We start from the raw sequence: 13,183 nt of genomic DNA, 5'->3' as shown, positions 1-13,183 counted from the left end.
CTGACCCCCAGCCGAGGCTTCGCCGCTGAATTGGGCGCCTCTGCAACGGTCGTATTGGCATCAGGCACCGGGCTTCCCGTATCAACCACTCACACTCTGGTGGGTGCGGTCATGGGCGTAGGGCTCGCTCGCGGTATTGGCGCTATTAACATGCGCGTTATTGGCACCATTTTCACCAGCTGGGTCATTACCCTACCTGCTGGCGCCGGACTTGCCCTTCTGTTTTTCTTTTTCTTCAAGGGAATCTTCAGCTAACGCAACGAAATCCCCATCTGGGCACTCCTCTCTACTGCTGAGAAGAGCCGGAAACCCTCTGAATAAAAAAGACCGCTATCGCGGTCTTTTTTATTGCCTAAAGATCCTGTAGAACAAACTTTTCCCCGACACCACAAAGAAAGAATGCTTTACGCGATAACCTCATATTATCAATCGGCATTTTGTGAAAACCAGATACCTCTTCCAGCGTTATCGTCCCACCCTGACACTTTGTACAATTGCTCACACCACAGCAGTGATTCAAAAAACATTGTTACAAGAATTATCAAATAATTTTTTAATAGATAAAACATATTTACCCTTTTCATAAGCCACGTCTATCCTTCTACACAGCTCAAAGAAGAACTTCAAAGAATAGCGTTAGATAACGACACAGAACAATAACGGGTTAAACCTCTTTGCAGGATACTTTACAGCCGGATGCTGCAACATCTGCAAAGACATAAAATATAAAAGGGATATTTGTATGGATGATTACAACAAACATATTTGGTACTTGGGCAGCCTCACACTTCAGGACGACCATCAACTTAAATACCTGCTACCAGACTGGAACATTCAGCCAGTCAAAGAACCTGTCATAACGCCCGTCACACTCTCCAACAACCAGGCGGCCATTGGATTTGTTCGTCTGCTTGAGAACGCCTCGACTTCCGAAACGGATGACATTGCCGAATTTATTCGCCACAACGCTCACATACCCTGGGTTGCTCTGGTGGACAAACCCTGCCTTAATGAACCCAACGTTCGCCAACTGATTGCCAACCTGGCGTTTGATTACCACACGCTGCCCGCCGATAAAATTCGTCTGAACCACTCGATCGGTCACGCGCTGGGTATGGCTCGCCTCAGACGCGACAAAACACACACGACCGGAGCCTACTCGACGACCACACTCATCGGTTCCAGCAACAAGATAAAATCCGTTCAATCCATGATTAAACGAGCCGCTTGTGCTGACGCTCCGGTACTTATTACCGGAGAAAGCGGTACCGGAAAAGAGCTGGTCGCCAGAGAACTTCATCAACAATCCAGCCGTCGTCGCGGGCCGTTTATTGCAGTGAACTGCGGCGCCATTCCTGAATCATTGATTCAGTCAGAATTGTTCGGTCACGAAAAGGGGGCCTTTACCAACGCCACAGATATGCGAATTGGTAAGGTGGAGTCTGCACACAAAGGTACGCTGTTTCTGGATGAAATTGGCGAACTTCCCCTCAACCAGCAAGTAAACTTTCTGCGATTTCTACAAGATGGCGTGATTCAACGTGTCGGCGGCAGAAAAAATATCCTAGTGGACATTCGCATTGTAGCTGCCACCAATGTGAATCTTGTAGATGCCATTGAACAACAAAGCTTTCGTGAGGACTTATACTACCGAATAAACGTTCTCAGCGTACACATGCCCCCACTCAGGGAAAGAGAGAAGGATCCAGTAATGCTCGCAGAGTATTTTCTGGAAGAGTTTCGTGTTAAACAGAGTCGAAATCTGAGTTTTACACCTCGGGCACTAAAAGCCATCCATAAGCACTCTTGGCCCGGCAACATACGAGAACTCAAGAACCGTGTATTTAAAGCCGTGATGATGAGCAGTGGCAATGAAATAACTGACGAAGATCTTGGACTGGAAAACATCGGCGACAAACGATCCACTCTGACTCTATTCAAAGCCCGGGAGCTGGCCGAAGCCGATATTATCAAAGCCTCTCTGGATTACACACAGAACAATATTTCCGAAGCGTCTCGCCTGCTTCAAGTTTCACGCCCTACACTGTACAAATTGATCGCCCGCCACAATCTCTACCCCAAAAACAGTTCACCAGAAAGCTTGAGGTCCCGCTTTTGATCATCGTCAAGGAGACACATGATGACATTTCACCCTTCAACATCGCACAACAAGTCGCTCACCCAACAAGCAACTTACACTCTATCCGTTTTGGCACTTGCACTGTTTAGCTCACAGGGATGGAGCCAGGAAGAAGCGCAAACCACAACGTCTGTTGCCCCGAACAATCAGGACCGCAATCAACAAGTCAGCGAAGTCGTCAGCAGCACGATTGAAAGTCGTGGCGTTCTAACGTCAAAAGGTACGTTTATTATCGAGCCGGCTTTCACCTACACCCACAGTTCTTCCACCATCGTCGCCATCGAAGGTGTCACAATATTGCCAGCTCTACTCGTGGGTTTAATTAATGTCAGTCAGGCGGAGCGAGATATTTTCGGTTACTCCCTGACAGCTCGCTATGGCCTGACGCAAAGACTGGAAGTGAGTTTAAAAGTCCCTTACATTCAGATCGACGAGAGCATTCGCGAGCGGCAGGTATTTGATGGTACTCCCGTCGATATCATCAGCGATACCAGCGGTGACGGGCTGGGTGATATCGAGATGTCCATGAATTATCAGATTAACGATGGCCTGGACGGCATGCCTTTTTTTATTGCCAACCTGCGGGTAAAAAGCGATACCGGCACCAGTATTTTCGATCTTGATCAACGACCCATCGTCACCCCCGATGGCGCAATCATTGGTATAGCCTTCGACGAACAACCTACCGGCTCAGGATTCTGGGGGATACAACCAGGCCTCACCGTTCTCTACCCCACCGATCCAGCCGTGCTATATGGCAGCATCAGCTACATGTGGAATCAGAAGGATGATAAAGGCACCGAATATGGTGGAGAAATTGATCCCGGGGACATCATTGGATTCAGTTTCGGGATGGGCTTTTCCATTAATGAACGAACCTCGTTCAGTATCGGCTATGAACACAACATCATCGACAAAACCAACGTAGAGCTTGCACCCGATTTGGAGGATGCCGAGTTTGACACCTACCACTCCGGCAGCTTGTTATTTGGTATTTCCCAGCAGGTCTTCGGCGGCGATGCCATCAACCTATCGGTCGCAGTCGGCGTCACAGAACAAAGCCCTGATGTGCAAATATCCATCCGGGCTCCTTTTCAGTTTTAAATTCAACCAGAATGATACTAGCGGCTGTATTGAATCATTTGCGGCAGCATGCGGGATTGAATTCTCTGACCGCGCAATTTTGAAAGGTTGGAGAGTTCAACATTCAACACCTGAACGGTTTGAATCAAACGATTATCCGCTGAATTTTGGATCAACGTCGTATTGCCAACTTGGCTCACTTGCGTCAGAGCCTGATTCAGCATCATCGAGGGTTGTATTGATGATTGTATGGATTGCATCGGTTGCTTGGATCGAGAGGCGTTGTCCGATGATGTCACTGCAGGAACGGGCTGGCTCACCGAAGCCTGACGGGTATTTGCCAAACTGAGTGTCGCGCTATCAGTTCTGACCCCGGTCTGAGCATTAGACCTCACATCAACGGATGCACCACTTGCCGATTGATTTCTACTCTTTGACTGGGCCAAACCTGAATTAATGGCGTTAAGACTGTCAGAGACCGAACGTGCGGCGGCTTTATCTTGTGGGCTTGACGCACGCTCATCCAAAACAGCCTGCCCTCCTCCCTTGCCAAAGATCTGGTTAATGGCGTCCATCGAGAGTGCCAGTTTCTGCCTGCCGCCGTCCATGGCTTCTTTCGTAGCACGTTTGGACTCTGCCATATTCCCCTTCGCAGAGGCCATTGCCTGAGACATATTCGGCTTAAGATTGATATCCGGAATCACCAAGCGCGATCTTGCTGCAATAACGCCATCGACCAGAACAACTTTTTCAAGCCCGATGTTAAGCTTAAAGCCATTGGTATCAATAAAACCGCCGCGCTGACGATCCAGATTTTGCAATGATAATGGGGATTCTGATAGCGAAAGAAGGTCGTTGTTCTCTACACTGGTGTTGTTCTCTACACTGGTAAAGCCATAACTACAGTAGAACGAACAACAGCCTGTTACCGTCAACGCAGTTGCCTTCCTGGTAAACCTGCTTATCCTGTCCATGATTCATACCTAGTACTCAGCCGCGTGTGACTAATACTCTGAAGCTCGTGGCAGTGACAACGTAAACTGAGCCAAATTTTTGTTGTTTAATACACTGGCATAGTTCGCTTTGGAATAGGCTTCCCACGAACTGTCTGTATCATAAGCCAGCCGCCCTTTATCAGCATGATTTCGGATCAGAAAAACCAATCCGTTCCAGCTCTTCTCAAACTCTTCCTGATCGAAGACGCGGGTCCCTACAGCGGGATCGGCAACCAGCACACGACCCTCACGAACGCCTTTAATGACAACAAAGTGGTTGTAACCATTGGTGTTAATAATGGTGATCGCGGGCACTTTGGCAACCTGATCCAGCCTTTCCAGAGGCAATCGATAGCCGTCCGAAAGGAAATCAATAGATTCCAAAAACACCTTCATGTCCAACATCGAAAAGCCTTCTCGCTTCACTTTTTCACGATCAGCCACTTTGAACATCTCTTCAAAGACTTTCTGTTCCGTAATTTCATAGTCATAGTGATAGGTCAGAAGTGTGGCAACCGCTGCAGAACCACAGCTAAAGTCATACTGCTGCTTTATAACATTTTGGAATTTCCGTTCTTTATAGCTTTCTACTTTGACATGGTATGTTGAACCCAATCCGGGTAACATCATGCCTCCGGCAAACAGCGGGGGGATAGACAGAGTCAGAAAGATAAACCCTGCACTCAACAGCGGTAATTTTTTCATGATTCCTCACACAGGCTCTCACTGGTTAATCAATACATTGACCATGGTGGTGCCCTGAATAATGACCTGATTACCGGTATTTTGAATAACTGTCGAAATGCCCGACGCACCCGATAAGGCGTTTTCCGATATCGAGTTATCCCCTGTGACTGCGTTGTTCAAGGTATTGTTCTGCAACAACGCATTTTGATCAGAATCATTAACCTGGAACTGTAAGTTTAGATCAGATTTCCCATTTTGGGCTGACAAGTCCTGCTTGCTGATGGCGCTTTCTTCTAAGAAAATAATATCTTTATTACTTTCTGAATAGGCCACTGGGGATAGAGCCAGAACTCCCGTAAGTAGCACCAGCGAGACGGGCATTGCGCTGTTAGTCCTTTTCACATTCGCCTCCATACGGACCTACGGTGATCACCTTTGGCAACAATCCAGAGCAATCATCAATAGAATCCTGACATCAGAACACTGAACAACCGCCTTAAAAAGAACCAACACATCTCAAGCATCATGCCGGAGATGTGTTGGTATAAAGGGCTACAGTTGTAAGTTTGACTGAACCGCCACAGAGGATTGAACCGCACTACCGGCACCGGTATTTTGGTTAATCACAGTAATACCGGCTGAGCTCACACCGCCATTGAGGGTATTGCTTTTGTCAATGGTACTGCCGTTCGCAACAATCGAACCAAGGAAGGTTCCACCCGTGACAGAGGCATCCAGATCCGAAGTGTTAACCGCTGATGACAAGCTAATATCTCCAATAGTCAGCGTATTGTTTCCAACATTGGTCAGACTGTTATCCGAGTTGTTGGAATTATCCGTCATGGAGTTGTCGCTGTTATCTGAGCTGTCACTGTTGTCAGAGTTATCTGAATTATCCGACTGATCCTTAAACGAATCAGTGATAGCCAGATTATTGCTGTTGTCGGAGTTGTCGGAATTGTCCGAATTATCTGAATTGTCGCTGTTATCAGAATTATCGGAATTATCCTGGAAGGAATCAGCCACCGACACATCATTGCTGTTGTCTGAACTGTCCGAGTTGTCGGAGCTATCGGAATTGTCAGAGTTATCCTGGAATGAATCCGCCACATCAATACCAACATCAGTATTGTTCTGATTACTGTTGTTAGAATTGTCGGAACTATCGTCGTTATCCTGGAAAGAATCCGCGACATCAATACCCACATCAGTGTTGTTCTGATCACTGTTGTTTGAGTTGTCTGAATTATCCGAGTTATCCGAGTTGTCCGATGCATCAGAATACTTGAATGAATCATTGGTATTGACGCTATCGTCTGTCATCGAATTATCAGAACTGTCTGAATTATCCGAATTATCCGAAGAGTCTGAATACTTAAATGAATCATTGGTGTTCACACTGTCGTCGTTCATCGAATTGTCAGAGCTGTCTGAATTATCTGAATTATCCGAAGAGTCTGAACTCTTAAATGAATCGTTGGCATTCGCACTGGAATCACTCGTGGAGCTGTCCGAATTGTCTGAATTATCGGTCCAGTTTTGAGAGTTACTTCCATCATCGAATGCAACTGCACCCAATGCAGCTGTATTGTTGTTATCCAAATCTGCAAACGCCTGGTAACCCGCACACATGCTCATTGCCACGGCAGCAGTTAGAATTTTACGTTTAAAATTCATAGCCTTGATCTCCTGATAATAAACTCAATTACCTGTTTCACATTGAAAACAAACTCCTCAGAAGAGGAATTCTTTCGTTTACATGGAAAAGAAACAGCAAAATAATTTTCGTCGCGATTCCCTCCACGACTCAGTCAATTGCAGCATGCGTGCCATAGAGTGTTACCAAGCCATCAACTCATTGTTTTTAAAGGAAATTAATATCTCGAGGAACACTTTAATGTATTAACACCTCGCAAGGACATCAGGAGTTTTATAAAAATGTGTAAACAAGAACTAACACATCAAAAAAACCATAGATAAACTCAGCGATAAAACCATTAATTAACAATAAGTTACTTAGCCCCCTTCTATCTGTAACTAAATATTTACAATTGCTATTTATTAAAAAAACATAAAGCTAAAACTTTAAAGACATAAAGAAAAACCGATAGCACTAAAAATCTAACCCTTCGCTTAAACCTAGAGAAAGATCTCTTTAGACAACCAGAACTACCAAAACACTCCCTTAAAATTCTTTTAGATTAGGATGCCTTGCTTCTCGTAAAATAAAGAATTGGGGCGACAAACACCCCAGAACAGAAATAAGATATGAAATAATAACCTGACAGCTAACAACCTTTGGACGTTTATAAAACGGGATTTAACAAAAAACCCTGAATCCCAACAACGTGGAATTCAGGGTTTCATAAAGGATTTCCGGTTAAACTGGGAAAATCAGTTCTGCAGTCTTTCTAAAGAATGATCAATGGCATTAACGATGGTATCAATATCCTGATGAGTAGCGATCAGCGCCGGGCTTAAACAAAGCGTATTATTGAATTCCTTAAATGATCGATTGGTTCGACCAATAATCACCCCCTGCTTCATACAATCACCGGCAACGGCCATAGCGACAGATTCGTCGACGGGCTCTTTGGTTATGCGATCTTTAACCAATTCGATACCCATAAACAATCCTTTACCCCGTATATCCCCCACCACAGGATGCTTATCCTTTAATGTCAGGAGCTTTTGACGCAAGTATGCCCCTTGCACCTGAACATTCTTGAGCAGTTCTTCCCGTTCTATAATTTCCAGATTGGCCAGAGCGGCGGCAGGTCCGGCGGTACATCCTCCAAAAGTCGAGATATCACGAAAATAATCCATTCGATTATCTCCATCATCATCCTGAAGCAAGTTGAATACTTTTTCGTTGGTTACCGTACAGGAAATTGCCGCATAACCGGATGCAACGCCTTTTGCCATGGTGACAAAATCCGGTTCAATACCATAATGCTGATAACCAAACCAGGCTCCAGTCCGGCCCAAGCCACACACAACTTCATCAATGTGTAATAAGACGTCATATTGTTTACAGATTTCCTGCACACGGGGCCAGTATCCTTCAGGCGGCTCAATAACGCCGCCCCCCGCAGTGATCGGCTCCAGACAAATGGCACCGACGGTATCTGGCCCCTCCTCCAGGATTACGCGCTCAATTTCATTGGCGGCGCGCATCCCATAATCATCAACCTCTCCCCACTGGGAACGGTACTCGCAACAGTGAGGCACCTCGACAAAACCCGGCGTAAATGGTCCGTACTGGTTTTTACGCTCAAACTGGCCGGTGGCGCTTAGACAACTGATGGTAGTGCCGTGATAGTCCCGCTCGCGATACAGAATCTTATGTTTTTTACCGCCATATTTCTTCGCGGCAATCTGGCGAACCATTTTGAACGCTTTTTCATTCGCTTCTGAGCCGGAATTCGAATAGTACACCCGACTTAAGCCGGGCATTTTTTCCAATAAGCGTTCCGCAAACTGAGCTGCCGGGATGTTGCCAGCCGTCTGAGCAAAGTAATTCATGGTCATCAACTGCGCATGCACTGCATCGGCAATCTCTTTGCGCCCATAACCCACATTGACAGTCCACACTGCGCCAGAGACAGCATCCAGATACTCGTTCCCCTGCGCATCCCAAACCCTCATCCCCTCACCTCTGACAATCATCATAGATTCCTGCCCGGCATGATGCGTCAGGTGGTGCCAAACGTGTTGCGCATCCTGTTTTACCGCCTTAGCAGAAACCTCTCTGCTTTCCATTTCATCGGCAATGGCGCTGCCGGCTTTCCAATCAGACATGTTCACCTCAACTAAGACGTTTGTTAGAGCTCGATCAGGTGCGAGGAGCTCTTCTGGATTTTGAGTCAGTAACGACGAATCTTATAGAAATCCAAATCCATAAAACTCATGTTAATCAGGCCGTCAAAACCACCAAAGAACCAGCCCGAACCTATTGATCAGACCAGCACAGTTAACCCGGATAAACTGGCCTGATTACCGCTCAGCTCAATCATCAATCTGAATAGAATCCACCGTAAACTCCGCCCTCCGGATCATGTCTGCTAAAATGGCGCGTCTTTTGCGTCTTACTCTCTCCTTGAGTGGCGACTCCCCCAGACTCGGGGCTGACACCAACCCGGAACCACAACTGCACCAAGACAGTGCAACACCAGATATACCAATAAGGAATTCGCCCATGCGGGCCACACAATCAATATTTCGGGTCAGGCGCCAATACAACAAATGGGTCGGTGACGAAACACTGGAAGATTACGCCCTGCGCTTCACCGCAAAGAAGGCTCGCCGCTGGAGTATCAGTCACATTGGTATGACGGCACTGGGGGCTACGGCATTCCTGGCGCTGGAAGCGCTCAGCGCAGCGACCACCCTGCAATATGGGTTCATCAACACCTTATGGGCCATGCTGGCCATCAGTGTCGCCATATTCATTATTGGATTTCCGATTTCATACTATTCAGCCAAACATGGTCTGGATATTGACCTGCTGACCCGCGGGGGCGGCTTTGGCTATCTCGGGTCGACGATCACGTCGCTGATCTATGCGTCGTTTACCTTCATCTTCTTCGCCATTGAGGCAGCCATTTTTGCCTCGGCACTCCGCGCCCTGTTTTCCATCCCGCTCTGGATTGGTTATATCATCAGCGCTCTGGTGGTGGTCCCGATTGTGACCCACGGCATCAGAGCCATCAGTCGCTTTCAGGTGGGCAGCCAACCTCTCTGGCTGATTTTGCAATGTGGTGCGCTGGCGGCAGTTGTGTTCTACGAATTTGACCGACTCGACAATTGGGTCGATTTTGCCCCGAGACAACACGCGAGCGTCGAAGGCTTTGATCTGATGCTGTTTGGAGCCTCGGTCTCAATCTTCTTTGCCATGGTGGCGCAAATTGGTGAGCAGGTGGATTACCTGCGGTTTATGCCGCCAAAAACGACTGAGAACCGGTTCCGCTGGTGGTTCTGGCTGATCTTGTCTGGCCCCGGCTGGATCTTTGTCGGTATGATTAAAATGCTGCTGGGATCATTTTTGGCTTATCTCGCGTTTACCCTGGCCATGCCTTTCGACAAAGCCACCGATCCCGTGTACCTGTACCAACTGGCGTTTAGTTACCTCACCCATTCGCCCACGGTCTCTCTGGTTCTCGCCGGTATTTTGGTCATCGTTTCGCAGATGAAAATTAACGTTACCAATGCCTATGCAGGCTCGATTGCCTGGTCCAATTTCTTTTCCCGATTGACGCACAGTCACCCCGGCCGCGTCGTGTGGTTGGTGTTTAACGTCACCATCGCCTTAATCTTGATGGAAATGGGGGTCTACCGTGTTCTGGAAGCGATTCTGGGGGTCTTTGCCATTGTCGCGCTGAGCTGGCTGGCGTCTCTCGCCGCCGATTTGCTGATCAACAAACCACTGGGACTCAGCCCACCCCTGATCGAATTCAAGCGCTCACACCTGTATGACATCAATCCGGTTGGCGTCGGCTCCATGATACTGGCCTCTGCTCTGGGGATTATTTGCTACCTCGGTTATTTCGGCGATAACGCCAGCTATTTAGCTCACTTCATCAGCCTTGCCGCCTGTTTTGTTCTGGTACCGCTCATCGCCTGGCTGACAAAAGGCCGCTTTTATCTGGCACGTCCACAAGAAGACATTTTGTTTTATGAGCTACACGCCGAGGAGCAGTCAACATCCATTCAACAAGTGGCCGGCGAACCGGTGACACTGCGCTGCTGTATCTGTGAAAGCGATTTTGAATACGAGGACATGAGCCACTGTCCGGCGTACCAGGGCGCTATCTGCTCGCTGTGCTGTTCTCTGGATGCCCGCTGTCTCGACAGCTGCAAACCCGATGCCCGCTTAAAAGTTCAGCTCAACCATTGGCTGACCAGTTTTGCGCCGACATCCGTTGTCGAAGCTCTAAACTCACGCATCTCCCGCTTTGTCTTTATCCTGATCTCGGTAGCGCTGTTAAACGGTGCCTTTTTAGCCCTGATTTACTCACACCTAAAACCGGATTCCGAACCCACCGCAGAACTGCTAAGAACCACAATCTGGATGATTTTTTATGCTCTGATGATCATCTCGGGGGTTATTTCCTGGCTGATACTGCTGGCCCATGAAAGCCGGCTGGTTGCCCAGCAGGAATCCAATCGACAAACTCGTTTACTGATCGATGAAATTGACGCTCACCAGGAAACCGACAAAGCACTGCAGGAAGCTAAAGAGCTGGCAGAGAGAGCCAACAATGCCAAGAGCCGCTATCTGTCCGGGATCAGTCACGAACTGAGAACTCCGTTGCAGTCAATTTTGGGCTATGCACAACTGCTCTCTCAAAAAGACGACATCCCGCAACAACATCAACACCCACTCGGCATCATCCGCAACAGTGGAGAACATCTGGCTGGACTCATTGAAGGCTTGCTGGACATTTCCAAAATCGAAGCCGGACGGCTGGACATTTACCGCAACCAGGTTCGTCTGCCCGAGCTGCTGGATCAGCTGGTGCAGATGTTTACCCAACAAGCTCAACTGAAAGGCCTCGCATTTCACTTTCACTTGCATCATCGATTGCCCAAAGTGGTTATCACGGACGAAAAACGACTGCGGCAGATATTAATCAACCTGCTGTCAAACGCCGTCAAGTACACCGATGAAGGGCGGGTCGACTTCCATGTCTACTACCGAAATCAGGTCGCCGAGTTTTCGGTGATCGATACCGGCATCGGTATTCACAAGAAAGACATCGAACGAATATTTACTCCGTTTGAACGAGTCCGTAACAGCAACACTCCTCACACCCCGGGCACAGGCCTGGGACTTACCATTGTCCGGTTACTGACCGAAATCATGGGTGGCAACCTCGACATCAAAAGCACACCGGGTGAAGGCAGCTGCTTTAACGTTGCCATGATGCTGTCGTGGGTCAATGCTCCTGAAGAAGCAGCGCCCCCACAGAGAACCATCGAGTCTTATCACGGCACAGAAAAAACCATCATGGTTGTGGATGACGATCCCGTTAATCGCGGCTTGTTAACCGATATTCTGACCCCCTTGGGCTTCAACGTTATCGAAGCAACCTGCGCAGCCGATGGGCTTCAGCAACTGGACTCCATTCAACCAGACTGTTTTGTTCTCGATGTGAACATGCCTGAAGTCAGCGGTTTCGAACTGGCTACAGACCTGCGCCGGCAAGGGTATAAAACCCCCATACTGATGCTGTCCGCGGAGGCCAATGAACGCCACCGGGACCCTCTGGATCCCTACGTTCAGTCCGAGACTGCAGACCGACAAACACCGCACGATGATTACATGGTGAAGCCAATTCGCAATCAGCTGTTGCTGGAGAAACTCGGCCACCTGCTAAAGCTCGAGTGGCAATATCAGGATGGCACAACGGAAGATCAGCCTTCGAAAGTCACTGAAGAACCCACCACCATCGTCAGCAGTACTCCTGACTTCAAAGCCATCGTGGATCACCCCTTGATTGTTCAACTTACGAATTGCGTACAAATCGCCCACCGCAAAGGCGTTCTGGACACACTGGACGAAATACAAACATCCGGTATCCTACGCCCTGACGAATTAAAACATTTGCGTGAACTTGCCCACGCCATGCAGTTCGAGCAACTGGAGATTCTTCTGGAGACCAACCCCGCATGACGGACTCAACTCAACAAGACATTGTACTGGTGGTAGACGACTCCCCCGACTCACTCAGTTTAATCAGTGACGTTCTTGAAGAAGCCAATATCAGCGTACTGGTTGCACTGGAAGGTCGACAAGCGCTGACCATTGCTCAACGCTTACGTCCTGATATGATTTTGCTGGATGCGGTCATGCCTAAAATGGATGGCTTTGAGACCTGCCGCCGCTTAAAAGCTGACCCGGCTCTGGCAGGCATCCCGGTCATATTTATGACGGGCCTGAGTGAAACGGAGAATATCGTTCAGGGACTGGAGGCTGGCGGAGTTGATTATCTGACCAAGCCCATTAAACCCAACGAATTGCTCGCGCGGATGAAAGTGCACCTGAACAATGCGCGGCTGACAACCAGCGCCCACACTGCTCTGGATTCAACCGGACAGTTCCTGCTCACAGTGGATCATGATGGACAGCTGTTATGGGCAACACCCCAGGTTCGTGAATTGATCAACCAATCAGACATTCCCGCAGCTGAATTGCAGGATACTTTCAGTCATGAACTGAGATATTGGCTGCATCACAAGCCTCAACCACAACAGAAGTTAAAACTGGAAAAGCTGG

10 protein-coding genes are annotated in these 13,183 nt (G+C 48.2%); 5 read left to right on the top strand and 5 right to left on the bottom strand.

Annotated features, from left to right (window positions below; genetic code table 11):
- From ACTG33_RS07765 to ACTG33_RS07755, 3 genes are all read left to right on the top strand, one after another.
- The coding region (locus ACTG33_RS07765) for an inorganic phosphate transporter (protein ID WP_439134633.1) at positions 1-255 on the top strand (255 nt) is incomplete at its 5' end.
- A 487-nt stretch (positions 256-742) separates the two neighbouring features.
- On the top strand, positions 743-2,119 hold the full coding sequence (locus ACTG33_RS07760; protein WP_439134632.1) for a sigma-54-dependent transcriptional regulator: 1,377 nt from the start codon (positions 743-745) through the stop codon (positions 2,117-2,119).
- Positions 2,120-2,137: 18 nt separating this feature from the next.
- Positions 2,138-3,244: a hypothetical protein gene (locus tag ACTG33_RS07755; protein ID WP_439134631.1), complete on the top strand. Its 1,107-nt coding sequence runs from the start codon at positions 2,138-2,140 to the stop codon at positions 3,242-3,244.
- A 17-nt stretch (positions 3,245-3,261) separates the two neighbouring features.
- On the opposite strand, the gene ACTG33_RS07750 is transcribed toward ACTG33_RS07755, so the two are convergent.
- The 5 genes from ACTG33_RS07750 to ACTG33_RS07730 form a co-directional block, all read right to left on the bottom strand.
- Positions 3,262-4,158, bottom strand: a complete 897-nt coding sequence (locus tag ACTG33_RS07750) for a hypothetical protein (protein WP_439134630.1) — start codon at positions 4,156-4,158, stop codon at positions 3,262-3,264.
- Between the two features lie 69 nt (positions 4,159-4,227).
- On the bottom strand, positions 4,228-4,923 hold the full coding sequence (locus ACTG33_RS07745; protein WP_439134629.1) for a C39 family peptidase: 696 nt from the start codon (positions 4,921-4,923) through the stop codon (positions 4,228-4,230).
- 18 nt (positions 4,924-4,941) lie between these two features.
- Entirely contained in the window at positions 4,942-5,286 is a 345-nt protein-coding gene (locus ACTG33_RS07740) for a hypothetical protein (RefSeq protein WP_439134628.1), read from the bottom strand.
- Between the two features lie 171 nt (positions 5,287-5,457).
- Positions 5,458-6,582 (bottom strand): hypothetical protein, encoded by a 1,125-nt coding sequence (locus ACTG33_RS07735; protein ID WP_439134627.1) that lies wholly within the window; start codon positions 6,580-6,582, stop codon positions 5,458-5,460.
- Positions 6,583-7,299: 717 nt separating this feature from the next.
- A complete protein-coding gene (locus tag ACTG33_RS07730; RefSeq protein ID WP_439134626.1) occupies positions 7,300-8,706 on the bottom strand; it encodes an aminotransferase family protein in 1,407 nt (468 codons plus the stop codon).
- 397 nt (positions 8,707-9,103) lie between these two features.
- Between ACTG33_RS07730 and ACTG33_RS07725 the strand changes: the two genes are divergently transcribed.
- On the top strand, positions 9,104-12,580 hold the full coding sequence (locus tag ACTG33_RS07725; protein ID WP_439134625.1) for an ATP-binding protein: 3,477 nt from the start codon (positions 9,104-9,106) through the stop codon (positions 12,578-12,580).
- The coding region (locus ACTG33_RS07720) for a response regulator (RefSeq protein WP_439134624.1) at positions 12,577-13,183 on the top strand (607 nt) is incomplete at its 3' end. The genes ACTG33_RS07725 and ACTG33_RS07720, both read left to right, overlap by 4 nt.

This window comes from Pseudomaricurvus sp. (assembly GCF_965662505.1).
Classification (GTDB): domain Bacteria; phylum Pseudomonadota; class Gammaproteobacteria; order Pseudomonadales; family Cellvibrionaceae; genus Pseudomaricurvus.
The sequence above is the reverse complement of the archived record's forward strand: the minus strand, read 5'-3'. Positions and strand labels throughout refer to the sequence as shown.